Annotated in this window: 17 protein-coding genes; 10 read left to right on the top strand and 7 right to left on the bottom strand. The window is 44.6% G+C overall.

Annotated features, from left to right (window positions below; all coding sequences use genetic code 11):
- Window positions 1-165 precede the first annotated feature (165 nt).
- Entirely contained in the window at window positions 166-2,895 is a 2,730-nt protein-coding gene (locus tag QE417_RS09230; RefSeq protein WP_311949470.1) for a DNA gyrase/topoisomerase IV subunit A, read from the top strand.
- A 60-nt stretch (window positions 2,896-2,955) separates the two neighbouring features.
- On the opposite strand, the gene QE417_RS09225 is transcribed toward QE417_RS09230, so the two are convergent.
- The 7 genes from QE417_RS09225 to QE417_RS09195 all read right to left on the bottom strand — a co-directional run bounded on the left by QE417_RS09225 (window position 2,956) and on the right by QE417_RS09195 (window position 12,513).
- Window positions 2,956-3,294 carry a hypothetical protein gene (locus QE417_RS09225; protein WP_311949469.1) on the bottom strand — a complete coding sequence of 113 codons (339 nt, stop codon included), beginning with the start codon at window positions 3,292-3,294 and terminating at the stop codon, window positions 2,956-2,958.
- Window positions 3,295-3,384: 90 nt separating this feature from the next.
- Window positions 3,385-4,251, bottom strand: a complete 867-nt coding sequence (locus QE417_RS09220) for an aldose 1-epimerase family protein (RefSeq protein WP_311949468.1) — start codon at window positions 4,249-4,251, stop codon at window positions 3,385-3,387.
- Window positions 4,252-4,285: 34 nt separating this feature from the next.
- A complete protein-coding gene (locus QE417_RS09215) occupies window positions 4,286-6,724 on the bottom strand; it encodes a bifunctional YncE family protein/alkaline phosphatase family protein (RefSeq protein WP_311949467.1) in 2,439 nt (812 codons plus the stop codon).
- A 76-nt stretch (window positions 6,725-6,800) separates the two neighbouring features.
- Complete coding sequence (locus QE417_RS09210) at window positions 6,801-7,610, bottom strand: 5'-nucleotidase, lipoprotein e(P4) family (protein WP_311949465.1); 810 nt, start codon at window positions 7,608-7,610, stop codon at window positions 6,801-6,803.
- A gap of 108 nt (window positions 7,611-7,718) precedes the next feature.
- Window positions 7,719-10,031, bottom strand: a complete 2,313-nt coding sequence (locus tag QE417_RS09205; RefSeq protein ID WP_311949464.1) for a DUF5703 domain-containing protein — start codon at window positions 10,029-10,031, stop codon at window positions 7,719-7,721.
- Window positions 10,032-10,035: 4 nt separating this feature from the next.
- Window positions 10,036-11,460, bottom strand: coding sequence for a sialate O-acetylesterase (locus QE417_RS09200; protein ID WP_311949463.1), 1,425 nt, complete (start codon window positions 11,458-11,460; stop codon window positions 10,036-10,038).
- An 18-nt stretch (window positions 11,461-11,478) separates the two neighbouring features.
- On the bottom strand, window positions 11,479-12,513 hold the full coding sequence (locus QE417_RS09195; protein ID WP_311949462.1) for a GntR family transcriptional regulator: 1,035 nt from the start codon (window positions 12,511-12,513) through the stop codon (window positions 11,479-11,481).
- A 357-nt stretch (window positions 12,514-12,870) separates the two neighbouring features.
- Here QE417_RS09195 and rhaT point away from each other — a divergent pair, with 357 nt between their 5' ends.
- The 9 genes from rhaT (at window position 12,871) to QE417_RS09150 (ending at window position 24,528) form a co-directional block, all read left to right on the top strand.
- A complete protein-coding gene (rhaT, locus tag QE417_RS09190) occupies window positions 12,871-13,950 on the top strand; it encodes an L-rhamnose/proton symporter RhaT (RefSeq protein ID WP_311949461.1) in 1,080 nt (359 codons plus the stop codon).
- A gap of 35 nt (window positions 13,951-13,985) precedes the next feature.
- Window positions 13,986-16,106, top strand: coding sequence for a bifunctional aldolase/short-chain dehydrogenase (locus tag QE417_RS09185; RefSeq protein WP_311949459.1), 2,121 nt, complete (start codon window positions 13,986-13,988; stop codon window positions 16,104-16,106).
- Between the two features lie 109 nt (window positions 16,107-16,215).
- Window positions 16,216-17,490 (top strand): TIM barrel protein, encoded by a 1,275-nt coding sequence (locus QE417_RS09180; RefSeq protein ID WP_311949458.1) that lies wholly within the window; start codon window positions 16,216-16,218, stop codon window positions 17,488-17,490.
- Between the two features lie 8 nt (window positions 17,491-17,498).
- Entirely contained in the window at window positions 17,499-18,581 is a 1,083-nt protein-coding gene (locus QE417_RS09175; protein ID WP_311949457.1) for an FGGY-family carbohydrate kinase, read from the top strand.
- Between the two features lie 22 nt (window positions 18,582-18,603).
- Window positions 18,604-18,885, top strand: coding sequence for an FGGY-family carbohydrate kinase (locus QE417_RS09170; RefSeq protein ID WP_311949456.1), 282 nt, complete (start codon window positions 18,604-18,606; stop codon window positions 18,883-18,885).
- Between the two features lie 41 nt (window positions 18,886-18,926).
- Window positions 18,927-19,664 (top strand): (Fe-S)-binding protein, encoded by a 738-nt coding sequence (locus tag QE417_RS09165; RefSeq protein ID WP_311949455.1) that lies wholly within the window; start codon window positions 18,927-18,929, stop codon window positions 19,662-19,664.
- Window positions 19,665-19,751: 87 nt separating this feature from the next.
- A complete protein-coding gene (locus tag QE417_RS09160) occupies window positions 19,752-21,128 on the top strand; it encodes a lactate utilization protein B (RefSeq protein WP_311949454.1) in 1,377 nt (458 codons plus the stop codon).
- 159 nt (window positions 21,129-21,287) lie between these two features.
- Window positions 21,288-21,884, top strand: coding sequence for a LutC/YkgG family protein (locus QE417_RS09155; RefSeq protein ID WP_311949452.1), 597 nt, complete (start codon window positions 21,288-21,290; stop codon window positions 21,882-21,884).
- 247 nt (window positions 21,885-22,131) lie between these two features.
- Window positions 22,132-24,528: an ABC transporter permease gene (locus QE417_RS09150; RefSeq protein ID WP_311949451.1), complete on the top strand. Its 2,397-nt coding sequence runs from the start codon at window positions 22,132-22,134 to the stop codon at window positions 24,526-24,528.
- Window positions 24,529-24,797: the final 269 nt, after the last annotated feature.

Here is a 24,797-nt window from a genome sequence, read left to right as displayed (position 1 = left end):
CAAAATAAATAATAAATTGAGCCCTCAAATCATCTGCACTAAACACTTATGATGGGTTTTTTGCGTTGTTTTTAGTATATTTGGCTAAATTTATTAGTAATTTTTAATCCCTGATAAATGTTTGGTGAAGCCTTACGGTTTTGCTAAACGGTTCTACCCGAAAATATGTCAGATACTTTAGATACCAACGAGCCCGAGGCAAACCAACCCGAAGCCAATAACGAAACCATGCACAACGTAGTACCGCTCGACGGCCTTTACGAAAACTGGTTTTTAGATTACGCCTCGTACGTTATTCTCGATCGTGCCGTTCCGCATATTTATGATGGCTTAAAGCCTGTGCAGCGCCGTATTCTGCACTCGTTAAAAGAAATGGACGACGGGCGCTTTAACAAGGCCGCCAACGTTATTGGTAACACTATGAAGTATCACCCCCACGGCGATGCTTCTATTGGCGATGCCATGGTGCAAATTGGTCAAAAGAACTTATTGATAGATTGTCAGGGAAACTGGGGCGACCCCATCACGGGCGACTCGGCCGCGGCACCACGTTATATTGAGGCGCGCTTAACCAAATTTGCCCTCGAGGTTGTGTTTAACCCCGATACCACGCAGTGGCAAGCCAGTTATGATGGCCGTAACCGCGAGCCTATTACCCTGCCGGTAAAGTTCCCCTTGCTGTTGGCCCAGGGAGCCGATGGTATTGCCGTAGGTTTGGCTACCAAAATTTTACCGCACAACTTTATAGAGCTGATTGATGCTGCCATTGAAGTGCTGCGCGGCAACCGCCCCAACCTGCTGCCCGACTTTTTAACCGGCGGCATGGCCGATGCTACCAACTATAACGAAGGTCAGCGTGGTGGAAAGGTACGGGTACGTGCAAAAATTATTGAAAAGGATAAGAAAACCCTGGTAATTACCGAGGTTCCATATAGCACCACTACCGGTGGCTTGATCGATAGCATTATATCAGCAAATGATAAAGGCAAGATCAAGATCAAAAAAATTGAGGATAATACCGCCCAGAATGTTGAAATAGTAGTGCATCTGGCGCCCGGCATATCGCCCGATGTAACTATTGATGCGCTGTACGCATTTACTGATTGCGAGGTATCTATATCGCCCAATACATGTATTATACAGGATGATAAGCCGCATTTTATGAGTGTGAACGATGTGCTTATTCAAAGCGCCAATCACACTAAATACCTTTTAAAGCGTGAGCTCGAAATACGCCTCAATGATTTAAAGGAAAAGATATTCTTTAGCTCATTGCTTAAAATATTCATTCAGGAAGGGATGTACAAGCACCCCGACTATGAAACATCGGGCAATTTTGATGCTGTGGTAGAAGTTTTGAACCGTTTGTTCGAACCGTTCTTTCCGCAGTTTTACCGTACTATTCTTCCGGAGGATTACAAGAAGCTTATTGATAAACCAATGAGCAGCATTACCCGCTTCGACGTGAAGAAAGCGGATGAACAGATGAAAGCCCTCGAGGCCGAAATTAAAGAGGTAAACCACCACCTTAAACACCTTACCGATTACGCCATTGCCTGGTTTGCAAAGCTTAAAGAAAAGTATGGCAAAGGCCGCGAACGCAAAACCGAGCTGCGCACCTTTGATAAGGTAGAAGCAGCACAAGTAGCTTTGGCTAATGTAAAACTATACGTTAATAAGCAAGACGGCTTTATAGGCTCGGGCATTAAACGCGACGAGAACGTGGAGTTTGTTTGCGATTGTTCGGACATTGATGAGATCATCGTGTTTCGCGAGGATGGTAAGTGCATGATCACCAAAATGCAGGATAAGGCATTTGTGGGTAAAAACATCTTGCATGTAGCCGTATTTAAAAAGAACGACGAGCGCACCGTGTACAACATGATATATAAGGACGGCGAAAGCGGTGTTACCTACATCAAGCGTTTCTCGGTAGTGGGCGTAACGCGCGACAAGGAATACGATTTAACCAAAGGTACTAAAGGCACTCGTGTATTGCATTTTTCGGCTAATCCTAACGGCGAGGCTGAAGTGGTTACCGTGCAGCTTAAACCGCATAGCAAGCTTAAAAAGCTACAGTTTGACCAGGATTTTGCCGAAATAGGTATCAAAGGCCGCGGCTCGATGGGTAACCAGGTGACCAAGTACCCGGTTAAAAAGATCTTATTTAAATCTAAAGGTGTATCAACACTGGCCGGCCGTAAAATATGGTACGATGATGTGCTTAAACGCTTGAACGTTGATGGCCGTGGCCGTTACTTAGGCGAGTTTGACGGAGAGGACAAAATCCTTACCATTTTATCAAACGGTGTTTACGAATTAACCGGCTTTGAGCTCAGCAATCATTTTGATGATAAAATGACGGTGATCGAGAAGTACGATCCGGAGAAGGTTTACTCCGTAATACACTATGATGGTAAATCCAAAAATTACCTGGTTAAGCGTTTTGTGTTCGAAAATATTGTAATTGGCAAACAAGCCAGCTTTATTAGCGAAGAACCTGGTTCAAAACTCATTATAATTTCGGGCGCAGCGCAGGTAGTGGTTAAGGTAGAGCAACTAAAAGGCAAAGCCCAAACACCAGAGTTAGCCGAGCTTAACCTCGTAGATTTAATTGACGTTAAGGGAATGAAGGCCATGGGCAACCGCCTTTCGGCACATACCATACAAACGGTTGAGCTGATAGCCGAGCACGATGATGCTGAAGATGTGCCCGACCCGGCGCCAGAATCGGTAACGGATACGCAGGTAATTGAAGATAATACCAATCCTGCCGAACCAAAACCGATACCCGATGCCACGCCCGATCAAGCGGCTAAAAAAGTTGATTTCGAAATAACTAACCCCGATGATATAGATCTGGATAAAGACAACGGGCAGTTAGGATTATTTTAATAAAACAAAAAAAGGAGCTTTCGGGCTCCTCTTTTTTGTTATAATGATAGGTATTCCTGATTACAAGATCAGGATCAATACTAAAATGATAATAATGATAGCACCTACCGAAAGATAGATACCACCGCCGGTGCTGGCTGCGTTAGCTTCTTTTTTCAGGTCTTTTAATTCGGCACGTAAAGCTTTGCGGTCGGCTTTGGTCAATTGTGATTTGTCCATCGCTCTGATCTCATCAACACGGGTTTTAATTTCTTCTACGCGGGCGTTTCTTTCTTCAGCAGTTTTGGTAGCGTAGTATTCTTTGTAGTTGATGCCGTCTTCTTTAGTTGCAGCATTTGATGTAAAAGCAACAAAGCTCAACATCAGCGTAGTCATAAGTAGATAAATTGTCTTTTTCATAGTCATGCAAATTAAATGTGTTTAACTATACACATTACTCTAACACACAGCCTAATGTTTTAAAAAAGTACAATTAACTTTAAGGAAATATTAAATACTGATGTAGTAAGGTGCCTCAAAAACATGTCCTTTTTCCAGTTTTTGTATGGCCGGTTTAACGCTAATGTCGGTTGCCGGGGTTACATCATCGGCATAACCCAACCAAGGCTCAATGCACACAAAATCGGCTCCGGGTTTGGCCCATATGCCCAAGTGTTTATAGTGCGGATATTCAACCGTTAACCCTTGCTCGTTTTGGGTTGATTTTATAGTAACCGATTTTGATTTGATATTTTTAAACACCAGCGCATCGTTATCAAACAGGCTGCGTGTAAGTGGCAGTTTATTACCATTTAATTCAACCGGTATGGTTTCGCCGGTAAAATAACCTTCAGCACTTAAAAGGTGCGATTCCAGCTTTTCAGCAACTTCAAATTCAAGATAATAATCTTCATAATTTCCCTCGCCGCCAAACGGCACATTAAAAGCCGGGTGCCCTCCTACCGAAAAGTAAATGGCTTTGCTATCGAGGTTAATTACCTTATAAGTAATGCGCAGGGCATTATCAATCAAATCATAAAGTATATGAAAAGCAAATTTATATGGGTATACCGCCAACGTTTCGGCAGTGGAATGCAGCATAAAATCGGCATGGTGTGGGTTAGCTTCGGCAACAATAAAGGTTGATTGCCGGGCAAAACCATGGCGGGGCAAATTATAAGTTTGGGCATCAACATGCAGCTCGTTATTTACCAGTCCGCCCACTATAGGGAACAGGTTTGGTGCATGCCAGGGCCATATTTGCGCGTCGGCCTGCCACATATGCTCCGTTTGGGTAGCTTTATTAATTAATGAGGTAAGCTGGCCGCCCTTGCTGCTGATGGTGGCTTTCAAATATTCGTTTTCGATGGTAACCATAGGTAAATAATGAACGTTAATGCTAAGTTAGCAATTAATCATCATCATCGTCGCGTTTCTTTTTGGCTTCGAGCATTACAAAAGCACTGCGTTTAGGAGCGGGCATTACAGCGTTTTCGCCTTTTACAAATTTCCATACCACTTCGTTCAGTTCCAGGTCGGGGATGGCATCTTCTTTGGCAAAATTAAAGAACTCCGACCGGCGGCTGCTTGCGTTATTGGCTACGTTGCGTTGCTCCAGGTTAACTAAGGCAGCTTTGCTTATATACGGTGTAAAATCGGGCGTTGAGGTAAAGCACTCAAACATAGGCATGGCGGCAGCATCGTACTGGCTCATAGGCGGCAAACCTAAAATAAGCTCCATGGTACGCAGCACACTCGAGGTTGAATACATTTGATGCAATACTGCTTTACGTTTTACATACGGACCGGCCACAAATACCGGTGAGCGGTGCGCATCCACATGGTCGGGCCCGTTTTGGGCATCATCTTCCAATATAAACACAACCGACTCCTTCCAAACCGGGCTTTTTGACAAATGCTCCAAAAACATGCCTATGGCCTGGTCATTATCGGCCACAGCGGCAATGGGCGAATACTTGCCTTTTTTTTGCCCGCTGGTATGGTCGTTAGATATACGGATGGTGTTAAACCTTGGCACGGCGTTCACGGCCAGTAACGAGTCAAAATCCTGTGCCCAGGCCTCGTAACGTACCACATCCTTAATATCCATATCAAAACCCGGCGACTTTGGTGCCACGTGCCCTCTCAATGATTTTAAACTGGTTTTTCCATATTCGCCAAACTCGCCATAAGTGCGGTAGCTGAGGCCTGCACGTTTACAGTAATCCCATATAAAACCATCGCGCGGGTAGGCCGCCGTGCGGGTACCTTCGTAATCATAAGTTCCACCGCGGTTGCCGTAGCTGGTTGGCCAGTTCTTTTCCACAAAATCGGTTGCGTAGGCGGCAGTGCTCCAGTTATGCCCGTCGGCACTTACTTCGGCATCTACGTAAAAGTTATCCATCAGGGCAAACTCGGTTGCTATGGCGTGGTGGTTAGGCGTAACCTGCTTGCCAAAAATACAAAGCGAGGTATCGCCGTTACCTTGTGGCAAATCGCCCAAAACCTGGTCATACGTACGGTTTTCTTTAATAATGTAAAACACATACTTCATGGGCGATTTTTGGCCCGCCTTACGTGGTATAGGGTTATTGGCTTCTCCCGGAGCCATTTTTTCCTTATCCGTATTAAACGGGGTATTGGCGTAAACCTGCGTGGTGTATAGCTTTAACTGCTCGGGCTTGGGCGCATCAATAAACGACAGGGTGCCTTTAAACAGGCCGCCAATATACTGGTCGCGACTGTTGATGGAGCCTACGTGATGACCGCTGTTATCGGTTTTGCGCACAGGCTGCGGTCCGTTAGGGTTGGCCATGGAGGCAAAGCCCTTACCGTTTGATACCAGTATTTTGTTGCCCAGCGTTTTTACGTTGGTTGGATACCAGCCCACCGGTATAAAACCACGGCTTTTGCTGTTACCCGCAATGCTTACATCAAACACGGCCAAACAGTTATTATCGGCATTGGCAATGTACAACGTTTTGCCATTGGCCGATAGGGCCAAACCGTTGGTGGTTGACCCTGTTAAGCGGGTTGGGTAAAGGCTGGCCGATATGGTTTCGATAACTTTTTGCGTTTGCGTGTTAATTACCGACACGCTGTTGTCATTAGCATTGGCCACATATAACAGTGTATTCTTTTTATTAAGCAGCAACTCATTAGGGTGACTTTGCGTAGCAATGCTCTTAATTATTTTTTGCGATGCCAAATCATAAACCGCCACCTTGCCGCCTCCCCATAATGATATGTACAGGGTTTTCTCATCGGCGCTCAGCAAGCAGCTGTAGGCCTCGGCAGCCAGTTTTACCTGGTTGATGATTTTGCCCGTTTGCGGGTTGAGCACATACAAACTACTGTCTTCTTTAGTTACGGTGAACAGCTGCGTGTTGGCCTTGTTAACCGCTATACCCGCAGGCTCAACCTTGTTAGGCCAGGGCTTACCCAAACGCAGGGTATCGGGTTTGTTCAGTTTATTGTTTTCGAGGCTGAAGCGATATATCCAGTTATCGTTACCACCCGATGCGTACAAGAATTTTTCGTCTTTACTAAAAACAAGGCCATACCATGATTTGGCTACCACGCGCTGATCGAGCAGGGATTCGGTTTTAGGGTCGATAAGCTGGATGGATTGCGTGCTTTGGCCGTTGTTGGTTACCGCCATATATTTGCCCGAGGCCGAAAGCTGGATGTTCAGCGGCAAATCGCCCAGGGGCAATGAACGCCCTGCCGGACTCAGTCTCCAGCCATTGGGTAGCTGAACCTGCCCGGTTGAAGTTTTACCGGGCATTTGCGCCCATACTTGTAATGCAAATAACGATAATACGGCGCTTGCCAAAAATGTCTTGTTCATAGCAGTTAACAGGAGCTCAAAATTATCCTATCTCTGCCATGAAAATGCGCTTTAACGAAAGCTTAACAATTTGTTATTACTTATCGAAACGGGTTTTAGCCTTAATAACCGAATCTTTTTGAGCAGCCTTTAAGCCATAATTGAATTTGAACAAAGCGCCTTCCCAATCGCCGTATGATGGGTTGGGTAAAACAATGTATTTGCTGCCAAATGCATTAGTTAGTTGGGTGGTGGCGGCATTACGGCTTTCTTCAGTAGGGTGATTATCGTATAGCTTATCAAAATCGGGCAGGTTATCGCCGCAAAGCAGCACGATGTTGTATTTTTTCAGCACCTCCAAACGGCGGCTCTCCTTGCTCGAGCTTCCTGATTTTAATATCACATGCTCATTATCAGTAAAGGGCATATTATAACGTTGAAGGTTTTTAACCGTACCGGCACGCTCATCCTCATCGCGGTTGGTAATGTAAAACACCGCCACACCTTTGCTGGCTGCATACTTAAAAAAAGATGGCGCACCCGCCACGGTATCACAAGCGGCCTTGGCGGTCCATTGTTTCCAGGTGGCTGAATCGTATTCCTGGTTATTAATAGCGCGCTGTGCATCGTAAGGACTATTATCCAGCACCGTTTCGTCAATATCGGTAACTACTGCTAAAGGTCTACCGTTTGATTGTTTTAAAGCTTCATCCAATCTAAATTTAGCGGTATTATAAGCTTGAAAACACAAAGCCCTGTACTCAGCCGCCCGCTGCTGCCATAATGATGCCCAAACCTTGCCATTATTAACCGTTGATGTTGAGGAAGTTTGAATAGTTGATTTGGTAGTTGTGCAGGCTTCTAAAAGGGCAATAAGTATAATGATGATGGAGAGTAATCTTTTCATAACACGTAAATTTTCACTGCAAATTTATTAAAAACCTAATTACAAGAACCGGGTAATCTCGGCAGTAATAATACTCCTTATAGTTAACGGCTTTATGTTATAGTAAAACTACTTCAACATATTCACCACATCGCTTTTCCTGCTTTCGGGCCATACCTTCAAATCAACCAATTTTCCGTTTTTAACCGTAGCCTCAACCGTAGTTTGATAAGGGGCATGCAGTTTAAAATGCACATCCCAGGTTTTGGGCCAGGCGGGGAAGAGCATGATCTTTTTGCCATCGGTTTGCAGGAGCATTTCCTGTACGCCTATCATGCCTGATCCGCCCCAGTTATGGTCGGGTGTCCAGTCGAAGCCTGGTCCCCAAAAGGCAGGGAAACGGCGGCCGGAATTTTTGAGTTTGAAGATATTTAACTCAGCGGCTTCGTCGGTTAAACCTAAACGGGCGGCAAAAATGTTGTCCTGTTTCCAGCCCACGCCGCTGCGGAACTTTACGGCAAGGGTATCGTATTTCCAGGTGTTAAGGGCTACATCAATATCAGGTTTGCCTACGCCATAGATTCCCCACGGAAAAACGGGGTATAATTGCATGCTTTCCACATTGTTTACCCGTTCCCAGCTTTGAGCGGGGGCTAAGGTTTTGTGGCCATTCATCTCGCGAAAACTGATAGGAGGGATGCGGCTAAGCATCAGGTTCCAGTTTTTCTTTTGCTCGTCGGTTAAGTAACCGGCAGGAAGATCCAACAAACGTTTAAGCATGGTTTGCAGGGCGGCAATGGTGGAGTTGGCATTGTATGCCATCTTAAACGTTTCGCCTGCCGAACCGGGGTAGAGCACCAGTTTGCCGTTACCGTCAAAAGCCTTACTGCCGCGGTTGCGGGCTAAATATTGGTAGTGCTCATTAAAAAAGATAAGGCAGCTTTCAATGAAGGGAATGTATTGTTTGATGTCTTTACCCGTGTAGCGCTCTGTTTCGAGCATCATGTAACAAAACTCGAGTACGGTGTCCCATTCATATTCTAACCAGGCGTTGTATTCCATCCCTTTGTCGTAACCTGCGGGGCGTTTCCAGCCGTATTCGGTAACGTTGGGCAGGCCAAAGTTTTCCAGTTGCTCGGTGAAGCTTGCCCCGGCGTGGTTCCAGTAGGTTTGGCTGCGGAGTTCGGCATTTTTGAGTGTGCGCAGGTAAAAATCAAACTGCGGCTTCATCAAATCAAAGTCGCCGTTTTTGAGCATGGGGAAGTATACCAGGCGCTGATTTTGGGCCGTCATTAAGCCGCCGCCCCACAAGCGAAAATCGGGCGTGAATTTGGATGCTGTGTCGGTGAACTGCGGGTCGTAAGTGAACAGACCACCGTTAAACTTGGTTGGATATTGCCCGAATGCATTGCACCCCAGCATATAGCGGAACAACTGGTAATTGCGCCCCACCTGCCAGGCTTGGGTTTGTACCGAATCGGTATTGATATGAATAAAACTGCGGTTCCAGTAATCCTTCCACCAGTTTTGGGTGTTGAGCTCGGTTTTCTTGGCCGACCGAGCTTCTTTAATAACCTGCTGCAGTCCGGCTTGCCATTGGCTTAAAGCCGGTGCCTGTGCCGTATGCAGGTAAAGTTCGATGCTTTGTTTTTTAGTGGCCGATTTGCTTTGCAGTTTCCACCTTTTAAAAGGCGTATGGTAAAGCGTACCCCAGTATGTTCCGGCCGAAACCATACCCTTGCCTTGCATGCTGCCGCCAAAGGTTAATTGCTTTAAAGGGTTAAACATTTGCGTTTTTACAGCATCCATTCCCTCGTGGGCCACAGTTGCATCAAAAACAGTGGTATCAGCATTCCGATGGTAAAAAGTAACACTGTTATTGTTAGCCGAAATTTCGTCTTTGCGCGTGCGGATGTCAGGATGATTAGCCCATTTCCACGAACTCTGGTTGTTTTCGCGGCCTTTGGTATATCGGTCTGCGGTGCGCCAGCTTTCGTAGGCGGCTTCGGTTTTTACGGGCTGATTGCTGCTTACATCCACGTGAATTACCGGGCGATGCACGTCTACCCAAATTTTAATACTGGCTTTGAGTTTTCCATTGTTGCCTTCAATATTTACTGCGCCGGTTTGTAAATTGAGTTTCTGCTTAAAATCCTTGCCTTCAAACGGATTAGGGTACAACTTTACCCGAACGCGACCTAACTTTAAAAAGGTGTTATTTTCATCGAATGTGCCGCTTTTAGAAAGATAGAACAGGATTTCGCCTTTTTCTACCCAAACATTGAGGCCAATATCGCCACCGCCGCAGGGCATACTTTCGCCGGAGTTTTGGCTTTGGGTTGTCCAAACAATATTATTTTGCTTTAGCTCACTACTTTGCGCATGAGCTAAGTTGGTAACAAGCAAAGCGGTAAGGCATAATATCAAACGCAGGCTCTTCATCAGGTTACCAATTATCGGTTCTGAATGATGATACCGGCAGTCCGTCAGTGCCATACAGTTCGCCCACAATAAAATCGCGGAAAGCATAGCGCACGGCCACCGGTTCTTTAACTTGTGGTGCCGATACGTTTACGGAGCTGCCGTTAATTACCGCTTTGGCAGGGTAAAACTTTTGGTCTTTACCTGCAATTTCAAACTGAGTTAACGGTTTGCTGTACGAGGTTAAGCCGTTGGCTACATTGGTAAATTTAATGGTAGCGATAGTGTCTTTAACTGTTATCGATTCATACTCGGGGCTGGCAAAGCCGAAGCCTTTTATATCGTATACTTTTCCTAAAGCAAGATAAGCTAAGCGGGTTCCGCCCGGTTCTTTACGGGCTGGGTGGATACTGGGTTGTTCGCCAATATCCATTAATACCGCCATGGCACTATTGGGGATGGTTTTTTGCGATTTACGCTGGGCATCCCTCAAATAAGCCGAATTGTATTTACCACCTTTGTTGTAGGGAGGAAGCTGGGCGTAATCGTAAGGGGCTATTTGGCAGTAAAAGAAAGGGAAATCGCCCTGTGCCCAAAGCTCGCGCCAGCGTTTTACCAACGTAGGGAAAAGAATCTCATAATTGTCAGGACGCTCATAGTTCGATTCGCCCTGGTAATAAATAGCTCCTTTAATGCCATAGCCTAATATAGGGTGCAGCATGCCATTATAAAGCGTGGTAGGGGTGCGGCTCACCTGTTTAATGGTATCGCCTTTGGCCGGTATTTTTACCTCGGGGAAAGCTTTCAAAGTTTCAGGGTCCAACCATGCCTCGGCGTACGAACCGCTGTAACTGCAATTAATCAAACCAACAGGTACGTTCAGCATCTCATTTAATAAACGGCCAAAGTAATAGCCTGTAGCGCTAAAGTTGCTTACAAACTCGGGACTTGCCACGCGCCACTCCGATGGTTTGCTGTTTTCCTGCACCTCGGTTACCGATGAGCGCGGAACGGTGTATAAACGAATATTGTTATTTTTCGATTTAAGAATAGCCTCGTTAGACCCCATAATAGGCTGGCCTTTAAAGCCTTTTATGGGCATTTCCATGTTTGATTGGCCGCCGCACAGCCAAACCTCACCAATTAATACGTTATCGAGTTTGGTAATTTGGCCGTCGTTTATGGTTACGGTGTAAGTGCCTCCAAAAGATGGGGTAGGCACTTTAACCTTCCATTTACCGGCATTATCGGTGGTGGTTTTGTAGGTTTTGTTGTTCCATGAAGTGGTTACGGCTACGGGTTTGCCGGGTTTATCCCATCCCCAAATGGGTGCATCAGTTTTTTGTTGCAGCACCATGTTGCTGGTGAAAATAGATGCCAGTTTAACCTGGGCATTAGCCGCAATACTTAGCGCAATAAATATAATTGTCGCAAATACACTTCTTCTCATTCCTCAAAAATAGAGGATTTATAACGAAGGACGCAATGTTAAGTAAAAAGGATTTTCGATATGCTCGCGGTGGTTATTGATGATCATTTGTGCCACGCTTTCGCCCATTTTCTGAAAATCGGTACTAATGGTAGTCAATCCATTTAAAATAATCTTCTTTACCGGGGTTTCGTTATAAGAGATGATGCCCACATCCTGGCCTATCTTAAAATCAGTTTGCAGCAGGCGTTCTATCAGTACCACTACGTCATTCTCCATCAGGGTGATGTAGCATTCGCCGGTGTTGATGGGTTCGTTAGGTATGTTTTTTACCACCTTGTAATTAAAGGCATACTGGGTGCAAAAATTATAAAAACCCTTCAATATCTCGGTAGAGTGGTATGTATGCTCGGGGAAGGTGATCTTGATGGTGTGATACTTACTTAGTGGTTTTAAGGCTTGTTCCAGCGCGTTAAAAATATCCTTTTCAAAGTTTTCATAAATAGCAGCGTACTCACCATCTATGCCTTTAACCATTTTATCCAGCAGTATGAGCTTGTCCTTAGGTATCTTGTTGATCACATCCTGCAAACCCTCGTCGCCGCCATCTAAAAAGTGACTAATGATCACATAATGCGAATAATCGTCGTTAGCGTTTTCGATCAGTTTTTTAAACAGCAGGAAATTGTTGTCGTAAATATAAAAGTCGATGGCGGCCTGCTGGTCTAACCCGGCAACAATGGCATCGTAAATAATTTTTTTATGGGTACTGAGTTTATTAAACAGCAGGAAAACCTTAAAACGCTGTACGGTTTCTACACTCTTAACAAAGTAACCCTTACCCGGAACCGAACCCAGTATGCCTATCGATTTAAGATGCTTATAGGCTTTTTCGGCCGTATCGCGCGATATTTCGAAATTGTAATTTAACTCATTGATTGATGGAAGTGTGTCGTTCTTGCTCAAGCGCCCGTCGCGTACGGCTTTGGCAATGGAGTTTGCCAGCTGTAAGTACTTAGGGGTTGATGAATAATAGTCAATTTCTATGTATTCTAAAAACGAAATAGGTTTCATCTTGAAATGAATTATAGGCGTTATGGCAACCTTGGCGGTGTATAACAGGCTTTTATAAATTATGTTTGGCGGACTATTCAGAACCGCTGTGGTAACTAACCGGCACAGGTTAAAGCTTAACAAAATACTGGCATGGGCAATTTAATAACATTTGCCGATATTGGCATTTTGTTATATCAAATTAGCTAATTAACAATAGGTTTATGCGAATTATGGGTTAATAAAGTATTATTGCAAAAGCTACCTTATGTTTACACTAATACCTCTCGGGCCAAAAATAACCATGACAGTGCATGATAGCTGTATAGGCCAGCTTTTCTACTTTCGCTATCACCAATTATAAAAATTTATTAAAGAATGCAGGCAATTTTAGGCGTTATTTTTCACTTTATCGGGGGCTTTGCATCAGGCAGCTTCTACATTCCTTACAAAAAGGTAAAAGGCTGGGCTTGGGAAAGTTTCTGGATAGTGGGTGGTATTTTTTCATGGTTGATAGTGCCACCATTGGCAGCCTGGTTAACCATTCCCAACTTTACTGAAATTATTAAGGCAACCAACGGCGGTATACTTGGCTTAACCTACTTTTTTGGTTTGCTATGGGGTATAGGCGGTTTAACTTATGGGTTAGGCGTACGTTACTTAGGCGTGGCTTTGGGCAGCTCAATCATTTTAGGGTTATGCTCCATATTCGGTTCATTAATTCCATCTCTTTATTACGAATTGTACCCGGCAGAGGGTAAAGATTCCATCAGTACATTATTAAGTACCAACTGGGGCCAAATGGTGCTTTTAGGTATAGCCGTTTGCGTACTGGGCATTATTATATGCGGTCGTGCCGGTGTGTTAAAAGAAAAAGAGCTTTCAAAAAATCAGGAGGTTACCAACACCAATACCGAGTATAAATTCGGGTTGGGAATTTTCGTAGCCATTGTATCGGGTGTGCTGAGCGCCTGTTTTAACTTTGGTATAGAGGCTGGTCACACTATGGCCGAAACTGCTAATGCTGCGTGGCAGGCCGTTCACCCGGGCGAGGGTAATTTTTTATACCAAAATAATGTTACCTACATTGTAATACTTTGGGGCGGTTTAACCACCAATTTTATCTGGTGTATGATTCTTAACGCACGCAACAAAACCTTTGGTAACTATACCGATAAAAAAACACCGTTGCTTGCTAACTACCTGTTTTCGGCATTGGCCGGTACAACCTGGTTTCTGCAATTCTTCTTTTACGGTATGGGCGAAAGTCGTTTAGGTAATGGGCCAAGCTCATGGATACTGCACATGGCGTTTATTATCCTCATTGCCAACCTATGGGGGTTGGTTTTAAAAGAGTGGAAAGGTGTAAGCCGTAAAGCACTTACAACAGTAATTATAGGTATTGCCACCATCATACTATCTGTACTGATAGTAGGATACGGCAACTCATTGAAATAAAAAATTTAAACACAAGCAAAAAGTAAAAACTCAATATGTCTGTTAAAACAACCGAATTTAAGCACGTAAGCTATTTATGGGACGATGCCAAAGCAGCCGAACTGGCCGGCGATGAGGTAGCCCTTTTAATATACCGCTCTAACCTGTTAGGTGCCGATTTACGCCTTACCAACTATGGTGGTGGTAATACATCATGCAAACTAACTTCAAAAGACCCATTAACCGGTCAGGATGTTGAAGTAATGTGGATCAAAGGTTCGGGTGGCGACATTGGTACCCTTAAAAAAAGCGGCCTTGCTGCTTTATACGTTGACCGCTTACGCAGCCTTAAAAATGTATACCGTGGTGTAGAGTTTGAAGATGAAATGGTTGAACTTTTTAACCACAGCATTTACGACCTGGCTTCAAAAGCACCATCAATTGATACGCCTTTACATGGTTTTTTACCGTTCGCGCACATCGACCACTTACACCCTGATGCAGCCATTGCTATTGCTGCTGCTAAAGACGGTAAGAAAATTACCGAAGAGCTATTTGGCGGTACCATTGGTTGGGTTGAGTGGAAAAAACCAGGTTTTGAATTAGGCTTACAATTAAAAGCCTGTTTAGATGCTAACCCGGGCATCCGTGGTATTATGTTAGGCTCACACGGTTTATTTACCTGGGGCGATACTGCTTACGAAAGCTACATCAACACTTTAGAGGTAATTGAAAAATGTGCTGAATACTTAGAGCAAAACTATGGCAAAAAAGGTCCTGTTTTTGCCGGTCAAAAAGTACAGAGCTTAGAGGCTGAAGCCCGTAAAAAACAAGCGGTTGCCTTAGCACCTATCCTGCGTGGTTTTTGCTCAAGCGAACGCAATATGATCGGTCACTTTACCGATGATGCTCGCGTTTTGGAGTTCATCAACTCTAATGATTTAGAGCGTTTGGCACCACTGGGTACCAGCTGCCCCGATCACTTCCTGCGCACCAAGATCAGCCCGTTAGTATTGGATTTAGCACCTGATGCCGACTTGAGCGATGTGGAAGGTTTAAAATCTAAATTAGCTCCTGCATTTGAGGCTTACCGCCAAATGTATACCGATTATTACAACACTTGCAAACACGATAACAGCCCGGCTATACGCGATACCAACCCGGTAATTATTCTTTACCCTGGTGTAGGTATGTTTAGCTTCTCTAAAGATAAGCAAACTGCCCGTGTAGCTGCTGAATTTTATACCAATGCTATCAACGTAATGAAAGGTGCCGAGGCTATCTCTGAGTACACTTCGTTACCACGCCAGGAAGCTTTTGATATTGAGTACTGGTTGCTGGAAGAAGCCAAGTTACAGCGCATGCCTAAGCCAAAAGCTTTAAGCGGTCGTATTGCCTTAATTACCGGTAGTGCCGGTGGTATTGGTAAAGCTATTGCCAAAAAGTTTGTTGAAGAAGGTGCCGTTGTTATTTTGAACGACATGAACGCCGAGCGTTTAGATGCTGCCGGTGAAGAATTTAAAGGCCTGTACGGTAAAGATTCATACGCTACTGCGGTTATGGATGTTACCAGCGCCGATCAAATTCAGGGTGCTATGGATGTAGCTGCGTTAAACTTTGGTGGTGTTGACTTAATTGTGAACAACGCAGGTTTATCTATCTCTAAAACCATTGCCGACCATACCGAAAAGGATTGGGACCTGTTATATGATGTATTGGTTAAAGGCCAGTTCTTTGTAACCCAGGCTGCTGTTGCCGTAATGAAAAAACAAGCCATTGGTGGCGATGTAATTAACATTGTGAGCAAAAACGCCCTGGTAAGCGGACCAAACAATGCCGGTTACGGTAGTGCAAAAGCTGCTCAGTTACACCTGAGCCGTTTAAATGCTGCAGAGTTAGGTCCTGATAAAATACGTGTGAACGTGGTTAACCCTGATGCTGTTATCAGCGATAGCAACATTTGGGCTGGCGGATGGGCCGAAGGCCGTGCAAAAGCTTACGGTATTACCGTTGCCGAGTTGCCTGCTTACTACGCAAAACGTACTTTATTAAACGAAATTATTTTACCGGTAGATATTGCCAACGCTTGTTTCGCCATCACCGGCGGCTTGTTAGGTAAATCAACAGGTAACGTAATTAACGTTGACGGTGGTGTTGCTGCCGGATTTGTAAGATAACCCCTCCAACGTCTCCGCCTTAGGCGGAAGGCTTTTAAAAATATTAACCATTATCCCTTCTTAAGCCCCCCCTTTGGGGAGGGTTTGGGTGGGGTTAACCGATTAAATTATGCAAATAGAAAAATATAAAATTGATGAGTTAAATCATCAGGCCAGCAGCAAACATGAGCGTGCTTTTGAGTACGTTGCTGCCGATGTTAAAGATCTGGAGAGTGTGTTAGCCAAACTGGAAGCTTTTAACGTAGCCATTCCAAGCTGGGCATTAGGCACAGGTGGTACACGTTTTGGCCGTTTTTCGGGCGGTGGCGAGCCTCGCAGCCTCGAAGAAAAAATTGAAGACGTAGGTGCTATCCAGGCATTAAACAAATCAAGTAATTCTATTTCCCTGCATATTCCGTGGGATATCCCATCAAATGCCGATGCCATTAAAGCAGCAGCTGCTCATCATGGTTTACGCTTTGATGCAGTTAACTCAAATACTTTTCAGGATCAGAAAGACCAGCAGCACAGCTTTAAATACGGCTCTTTACATCACGTAGATAAAGCGGTACGCAAGCAAGCAGTTGAGCACAACATCGAGGTAATTAAATATGGTGTTGAATTAGGTTCAAATGCATTATCAGTATGGTTGGCCGATGGATCAAACTTCCCGGGTCAGTTAAACTTCCGTGGCGCTTTCCAAAATACTTTAGAGAGCTTACAGGAAATTTACGAGGCATTGCCTGATGATTGGAAAGTATGGGTAGAATACAAACCTTACGAGCCAAACTTCTATTCAACTACCATTGGTGATTGGGGACAATCTTTGTTATTAGCTAACAAATTAGGCCCTAAAGCATCAACTTTGGTCGATTTAGGTCACCACCTGCCAAACACCAATATTGAGCAAATTGTATCGTTATTGCTGATGGAAGGTAAACTTGCCGGTTTCCACTTTAACGATTCTAAGTATGGCGACGACGACTTAACCGTTGGCAGCATCAACCCATACCAATTGTTCCTGATCTTTAACGAACTGGTTGAAGGTATGGATGCCCGCGGCATGACTCACGCTACCGATATTGGCTGGATGATCGATGCTTCGCACAACCTGAAAGACCCTATCGAAGATCTATTACAATCGGTAGAAGCTATCAAAATTGCTTACGCTCAAGCTTTATTAGTTGATACCGCTGCTTTAAAAGCTGCACAAGCTGCTAATGATGCTGTACAAGCTCAGGAGATTTTGCAAGCTGCTTACCGTACCGATGTTCGCTCGTTAGTGGCCGAAGCGCGTTTACGTGCCGGTGGTGCAATCAACCCGTTAGCTGCCTACCGTAGCCTTGATGTACGTGGAAACTTAATTAAAGAGCGTGGCGCAAAAACTGTTGCCACCGGACTATAAAATTTAACATGACGCCAACACCCGTAATAGCCGTATTTGATGTAGGCAAGACCAACAAAAAATTGTTCTTGTTTAACGAAGATTATAAGATTGTTTACGAAAAATCGGCCCGTTTTAACGAAACGGCCGATGAGGATGGCGACCCCTGTGAAAATATCGATAGTTTACGGCTTTCGGTTTTCGATTCCCTGCGCGAGATTTTCAAGCGCAAGGAATTTGATGTGAAAGCCGTAAACTTTTCATCGTACGGTGCCAGTTTTGTGTATGTTGATGAGGATGGCGCACCGTTAACACCGTTATACAACTACCTTAAAACCTACCCCGACGAGCTGCACAAGCAGTTTTATGAAACCTATGGGGGCGAATCTACTGTGGCCCGTCAAACATCATCGCCCGTGTTGGGCAGTTTGAACTCCGGCTTGCAGCTTTATCGTTTAAAACATGAGCAACCCGAAATTTTTAGCCGGGTAAAATACGCCTTACACTTGCCGCAATATTTAAGCTACTTAATTAGCGGGCAAATGTTTAGCGATGTTACCAGCATTGGCTGCCACACCAGTTTGTGGGATTTTGAAAAGAACGATTACCACGATTGGGTTGTAAAAGAAGGACTGGCCGAAAAGTTGGCTCCCATCCGCAACGCCGATGCCGTGTTACCGGCCGCATTCCCCGGCAATAGTTACGAAGTGGGTATTGGCCTGCACGATAGTTCGGCAGCATTAATACCTTATCTCGTAAGCTTTACCGAGCCGTTTGTGCTGCTATCAACCGGAACCTGGACTATCAGTTTAAACCCGTTCGATCACTCGGCATTAACCGATGAAGAGTTAAAGAACGATTGTTTAAACTATATCCAATACAAAGGCCAGCCCGTTAAAGCCTCGCGTTTGTTTGCAGGTTATGAGTACGAACAACAGGTTAAACGCATTGCCGCGCATTACAACCAAAACATGGCACATTACCGCACCATTAGGTTTGATGCCGACATCGTAGCCAAACTATTAGCCGAGGAAACTGTTAGAAAAACCGGGGCTACAAGTTTACAGGCTTCGGTATTTGGTCAGCGCGATTTTAAGCACCTTTGCAAATGAAGAGGAAGCTTACCACCGCCTGATGATGGATATTGTTGACCAGCAAAAAATATCGACCGGCTACGTGTTAAAAGACAATTCGGTTAAGCGTATATTTGTTGACGGAGGGTTTAGCAAAAATGCTGTTTATATGCATTTGCTGGCAGCAGCTTTCCCTCACACCGAGGTGTTTGCAGCTTCAATGGCCCAGGCTACTGCCGTTGGTGCAGCTTTGGCTATTCATAAAGCCTGGAACTCTAAACCCTTGCCACACGACTTGCTCGAACTGAAATTTTACTCGGTTACGCAAGGCATTACAACATAATTTAGTTATACACCATATAAAAACAAGAATAGGAGCGATAGATGCGCGTAGGCTTATTTGTACCGTGTTATGTCGATCAGTTTTACCCTGGTGCGGCCATTGCAACCCTGCAATTGCTCGAAAAATTGGGCGTAGACGTGGTATATCCCAAAAACCAAACCTGCTGCGGCCAGCCAATGGCCAACTCGGGTTATGAGCACTTAACCGGCGGCTGTAACAAGCTGTTTATTGAAAATTTTCAAGGGTACGATTACATTGTATCACCCTCGGGCAGTTGCGTATTACACATCCGCGAACACTTGCACGATGATAAACAGCCCGAACTGGCTAAACAAGTAGCTCATCAGGTTTGGGAGCTAACTTCGTTTTTAACCGATGTTTTAAAAGTGGAAAGTCTGCCGTCGCGTTTTCCGCATAAGGTGGGTGTACACCAGAGCTGTCACGGTCAAAGAGGCTTACACTTAAGTTCGATGACCGAGCTGGTAGCACCCGATTTTTCTAAACCGGGTTCGCTATTGAATATGGTTAAAGACCTTGAGCTGGTGGAACTTGACCGTAAAGATGAGTGCTGTGGCTTTGGCGGAACATTTTGCGTTGTAGAAGAAGCCGTATCATCAAAAATGGGTAAAGACCGTGTAGCCGACCACCTGAAACAAGGAGCCGAATATATCACCGGGGCCGACATGAGCTGTCTAATGCACATGGAAGGTATCCTTAAGCGCCAGGGCAGCAATGTAAAAGTATTGCACATTGCAGAGATATTGAACAGTGAGGGATAAATGGCAGTTGCAGTAGCACTGGCAGTAATGAGCAAACGATTTTAGAATAAAACAAGACCCTTCCATAGTGAAGGGTTTGGAGGGTTTATGGAAGTAGCAACAAAGAACCACGCCGAACTGGCCGACATATTTAACAAGGACGAGGACCGTGTAGACTGGCACGACGAAACCCTGTGGTGGATACGTGCCAAGCGCGATAAAAGCGTACATCAGCTGCCCGAATGGGAGGCACTGCGCGAAGCCGCCTCGAACATCAAATTTAACGTTTTAAGTAATTTAGATATTTACCTGGCACAGTTTGAAGCTGCTGCCAAAGCCAATGGCATTACCGTACACTGGGCTGCCGATGCCCAGGAACATAACGAAATTGTACATGGCCTGCTGAAAGAAGCCAAGGTAACCCAAATGGTAAAAAGCAAGTCGATGCTTACCGAGGAGTGCCATTTGAACGATTACCTGGCAACCCACGGCATTGAGGTTATCGACTCCGATTTGGGCGAACGCATAGTACAACTTGCCGGCGAAGCGCCAAGCCACATTGTATTGCCGTGTATCCATAAAAAGAAAGAAGAGATAGGCGACCTGTTCCACATGTATTTGGGTACGCCCTCAAACATGTCGGACCCGCAATTTTTAACCGAAACTGCCCGTGGCAGCTTACGCGAAACCTTTTTGACCCGCAAAGTAGCCCTAACCGGCGTAAACTTTGCCATAGCCGAAACCGGCGAGTTTGTGGTTTGTACCAACGAAGGTAATGCCGATATGGGCGCTCACCTGGCCGATGTACACATTGCCTGTATGGGTATCGAAAAACTGATTCCTAACCGGGATCATTTGGGTGTGTTCCTGCGGTTATTAACCCGTAGTGCCACCGGTCAGCCCATTACTACTTACAGCAGTCACTTTAAAAAACCACGCGAAGGGCAGGAGATGCACATTGTACTGGTTGATAACGGCCGTAGTGTACAATTAGGCCGCGAAGACTTTCGCAACTCGTTAAAGTGTATCCGTTGTGGTGCCTGTATGAACACCTGCCCGGTTTATCGCCGTAGCGGTGGCCATAGCTATCATACCGCCGTAGCCGGTCCCATTGGGTCTATATTAGCTCCTAACCTGGATATGCGCAAGTACGCCGATCTGCCATTTGCTTCAACGCTATGCGGCTCGTGCTCTAACGTGTGCCCGGTTAAGATCGATATCCACGACCAGTTGTACAAATGGCGCCAGGTATTGGTAAAAGAGGGATACACCCCTAAAGCCAAAACCGTAGCCATGCACGTAATGGCAACCACGCTGGGTTCATCAACCTTGTACCATGCGGCAGGTAAAATGGGTCGCTTAACCATTAAGTACGCACCGTTTGCTGTAAACAACAAGCTCAACCCCTGGTACAAAAACCGCGACATGCCCGAAGCTCCAAAAGAATCATTCGGCGAGTGGTACGCTAAGAACAGGAAAAAATAGAATCAAGAGCATAGAGTCAGGAATCAAGAAATAGGAGCGGGGGATTTAGAGCGCGGAGCGAGATTGAGCATAGCAAACATAAATCCGAAATCGAACATCCGAAATCCAAAATCAAGACACTACTCACTCATTCACAAATTCACTCAATCACTCATTAAAATGAGCAGCCGAGAAAAAATATTAGCAGCTGTAGCTGCAAACAAACCCGAGGCCAAACCTTTGCCCGATATTGAGCCGTTTAAGCATATAGGCTACAATGATGTTATTGGTCAGTACGAAACTGTGCTTACCACTATTGGTGGTGCCGTACATCGTGTAAATAGTTGGGACGAGATCAAAGCCATCGTTTCTGAAAAGTACAACTCGCAAAATGTGCGTGTGTTGAGCTTAGTGCCCGAACTGGATGACGTAGCTACATCTGCTTACGAAATTAACCCCGACGCACACCAACTGGCCGACGTAGAACTATCTATTATTAAAGCTCACTTTGGCGTGGCCGAAAACGGTTCGGTATGGGTTACCGAGGAATTGCTGGGTCATAGGGCTGTACCGTTTATTTGCCAGCATTTGGCGGCGGTTATCAACGTTAAAAACATTGTTGATACCATGCATCGCGCTTATATGCGCATAGGTGAAGCAGAGTATGGCTGGGGCGCATTCATTGCCGGGCCGAGTAAAACGGCGGATATTGAGCAATCGCTGGTGCTGGGTGCTCACGGCCCGCGTAGCATGACCGTATTTTTGCTGAACGACTAATAAAGTCGAAGATATTTTGGGCATTGCCTGCACACCGCAGATTTTTATCAGGTTTTAACTTGTGGTGTTGCAGGCAATGCCTTTTTTGTAAGCGGTGGTTTTGTATCGGTTGCATGCAATACCTGTATCATATGCGAACAGTGGATAATCTAAAAATGTTATTTAAGTGACTGATAGTCAATTAATAAATAACAAGGCATGTAAATGGCTCCTGATTTTATATCCATAGTATATAATCACAAGCTTTATGATCAAGAGCTACTTCAAAATCGCATTGCGCAACCTCTGGAAGAGTAAATTCTTTTCGGCAATCAACATCATTGGCCTGTCAATTGGCATTGCCGCCTGTATTGTGATTATGCTGTTCGTCTCGTACGAAAAGAGTTTTGATAACTTTCATACCAAAAATATTTACCGGCTAAGCGAGGTGCAGAAGTTTCCGGGTATGGTGTCTTCGCAAAAGGTAGCCCTGTCTATGTATCCCATGGGGCCAACCCTTAAAAATGATTACCCCGCCATCAAAAATTTTACCCGTGTAAAATGGAACAATAAGTACCAGTTAGCCAATCAATCTAAACGGATTTTTTTGCCACAAGTATTGTTTACCGATTCTACCTTTCTTAATATTTTTGATTTTAAATTGGTAAAAGGCGATCGCCGCACCGCCCTTGCCAAACCCAACAGTGTTATACTCACCCAACAAACGGCTCAAAAGTTATTTGGTGATCAAGATCCTATGGGCAAAACCATTGCCCATTACGGTTCGGATACGGTAAATTTTGCTGTTACAGGAGTAATGGCCGATGTGCCTCAAAATTCACAATTGCAGTTCGACGGCTTAATGTCGTTAAGCAGTATTTATGAATCATGGATGAACAGCTGGGGCGGCAACTGGTTAAATACTTATGTTGAATTGGTACCCGGTACCAATGTAAAAGCACTGGAAAGCAAAATGCCGGCATACCTCAAAAAACATATAAAAGGTGATGGCTGGAAACAATACGAGCTATTTTATACTCCTCTGCGCGATGTTCATGCTGTTACCAATGATGTTGGGCTCGATTATTTAAATTATCAGAAATTTGACGGGCAGTCTACCAACCTGTTTAGTATTATTGCCTTAGTAGTGCTGGTTATTGCCTGTGTTAACTTCATGAATCTCACTACCGCACGTTCAACCGAACGTTCAAAGGAAGTGGGTATACGCAAGTCGATAGGTGCGCACCGTAACCAGCTCGCTGCACAGTTTTTGGGTGAAACGGTTTTGTTATCATTTTTTTCCCTTTTGCTGGCTATAGGTATGGTAAAGCTTTGCCTGCCTTACGTAAACCAGTTAAGCCAGCGTAATTTGGAGCTATCGCTGTTTAGCAACCCGGCTTTGTTATTAGCCCTGTTGGTGTTATCGGTGGTAGTTGGCCTGGTATCCGGCCTGTACCCTGCCGTATTCTTGTCTTCTTTTCAGCCGGTTAAGGTGCTTAAGGGCACTGTATCATCAGCAACGGGCAAATCGGGCTTGCGCAATGCGCTGGTGGTTGGCCAGTTTACCAGCGCTGTTTTTTTAATGATAGCTACGGTATTTGTGGTAAAGCAACTGCGGTTTATGCAAAAGCGCGACCCAGGCTTTAGCCGCGAGCAAATTGTTACCATACCGCTCAATAAAGTAATTAATAAAAAGTACGATGCCTTTAAGCAGCAACTTTTAGGTAATACCCTAATTGCCGGCGTGACCGGTGCGCAGGATGTTTTGGGCAGTCACCTCGACCAAACAGGAGTAGAGTACAAACCCGCAAACGGTCCGCTGCGCCAGTTGGCGTCTACCCAACTCATTGTTGATCAAGATTTCCTGACCCTGTACGATATTAAGATGGCTTTAGGTAAAAACTTTTCGGCCGATGGTACAGGTTATGGTAAAGAATATATTATAAACGAGGCGCTTGCTAAAGAACTATTAAAGGATGAACCTAAAACGCCATATTCCAAACTTATTGGCAGGCGTTTCGGTTTCGATTCGTTGGGCGTAATAACCGGTATAGCCAAAGATTTTAACTTTAACTCCATGCACCACAAGGTGGAAACGATGTTTATGGCCAATATTAAAGATTGGGGGTACAGCCAGGTGTCGGTAAAAATAGCACCGCATAAAACCGAGCAGGCACTGGCGTTCATCAAGTCTAAGTGGGCTGCAGAGTTTCCTGATTACCCTTTCGAGTACCAGTTTGTAGATGATCATTTTAACGAAGTTTACCAAGCCGATAACCAGGTAAGCCAGGTAATTGGTATACTGGCCGGACTTGCCATATTTATATCATGCCTCGGCCTATTGGGGCTGGCATCATACTCGGCCGAAAAACGAATTAAGGAAATTGGTGTACGAAAGGTAATGGGTGCATCGGTAAATAATATTGTATTCCTGTTATCAGGAAATTTTCTCAAGCTTATTATTCTGGCTAATATTATAGCTTGGCCCTTGGCTTGGTACACCATGCACAAGTGGCTAAATAATTTTGCCTACCGCGTTAGTATCGACTGGTATGTGTTTGCGTTAGTAGCTTTGGCGTCAATTTTCATCGCACTGTTCACAATCAGCTTTCAATCAATTAAAGCTGCTGTTGCTAACCCGGTAAAAAGTTTGAGAATAGAGTAATAGCATTTTTTTAAAGGCTACTTCATAATTGCCTGTAACACCTCAAGTATCATTAAGATTAACTTGTGTTGTTGCAGGTTTTTTTATTTCAAACATTTCCTTATAACAAATTTAATAGTATTTAGAACTATGGGTTGTTTTTCAGATTTTTCCACATTCAAAACATTTTCAGATGTTTACAATTATAAGGATGTTAATAAAGGAACACATCCAATAAAAAAAAAATATAGTATCATGTGTTCCTTATTGAAATCTATTCATAATTGAGC

Source organism: Mucilaginibacter terrae (genome assembly GCF_031951985.1).
In the GTDB taxonomy this organism is placed as follows: Bacteria; Bacteroidota; Bacteroidia; order Sphingobacteriales; family Sphingobacteriaceae; genus Mucilaginibacter; species Mucilaginibacter terrae_A.
This window is presented reverse-complemented; position numbering and strand designations above follow the sequence as displayed.

Excerpts from the sequence above, each read along its gene's own strand:
- QE417_RS09205 (WP_311949464.1), bottom strand. The coding sequence starts at position 10,031 with ATGAAGAGCCTGCGTTTGATATTATGCCTTACCGCTTTGCTTGTTACC.
- QE417_RS09180 (WP_311949458.1), top strand. The coding sequence starts at position 16,216 with ATGCAAATAGAAAAATATAAAATTGATGAGTTAAATCATCAGGCCAGC.
- QE417_RS09220 (WP_311949468.1), bottom strand. The coding sequence starts at position 4,251 with ATGGTTACCATCGAAAACGAATATTTGAAAGCCACCATCAGCAGCAAG.
- QE417_RS09155 (WP_311949452.1), top strand. The coding sequence starts at position 21,288 with ATGAGCAGCCGAGAAAAAATATTAGCAGCTGTAGCTGCAAACAAACCC.
- QE417_RS09230 (WP_311949470.1), top strand. The coding sequence starts at position 166 with ATGTCAGATACTTTAGATACCAACGAGCCCGAGGCAAACCAACCCGAA.
- QE417_RS09210 (WP_311949465.1), bottom strand. The coding sequence starts at position 7,610 with ATGAAAAGATTACTCTCCATCATCATTATACTTATTGCCCTTTTAGAA.
- QE417_RS09175 (WP_311949457.1), top strand. The coding sequence starts at position 17,499 with ATGACGCCAACACCCGTAATAGCCGTATTTGATGTAGGCAAGACCAAC.
- rhaT (WP_311949461.1), top strand. The coding sequence starts at position 12,871 with ATGCAGGCAATTTTAGGCGTTATTTTTCACTTTATCGGGGGCTTTGCA.
- QE417_RS09165 (WP_311949455.1), top strand. The coding sequence starts at position 18,927 with ATGCGCGTAGGCTTATTTGTACCGTGTTATGTCGATCAGTTTTACCCT.
- QE417_RS09215 (WP_311949467.1), bottom strand. The coding sequence starts at position 6,724 with ATGAACAAGACATTTTTGGCAAGCGCCGTATTATCGTTATTTGCATTA.
- QE417_RS09225 (WP_311949469.1), bottom strand. The coding sequence starts at position 3,294 with ATGAAAAAGACAATTTATCTACTTATGACTACGCTGATGTTGAGCTTT.
- QE417_RS09150 (WP_311949451.1), top strand. The coding sequence starts at position 22,132 with ATGATCAAGAGCTACTTCAAAATCGCATTGCGCAACCTCTGGAAGAGT.
- QE417_RS09170 (WP_311949456.1), top strand. The coding sequence starts at position 18,604 with ATGATGGATATTGTTGACCAGCAAAAAATATCGACCGGCTACGTGTTA.
- QE417_RS09160 (WP_311949454.1), top strand. The coding sequence starts at position 19,752 with ATGGAAGTAGCAACAAAGAACCACGCCGAACTGGCCGACATATTTAAC.
- QE417_RS09185 (WP_311949459.1), top strand. The coding sequence starts at position 13,986 with ATGTCTGTTAAAACAACCGAATTTAAGCACGTAAGCTATTTATGGGAC.
- QE417_RS09195 (WP_311949462.1), bottom strand. The coding sequence starts at position 12,513 with ATGAAACCTATTTCGTTTTTAGAATACATAGAAATTGACTATTATTCA.
- QE417_RS09200 (WP_311949463.1), bottom strand. The coding sequence starts at position 11,460 with ATGAGAAGAAGTGTATTTGCGACAATTATATTTATTGCGCTAAGTATT.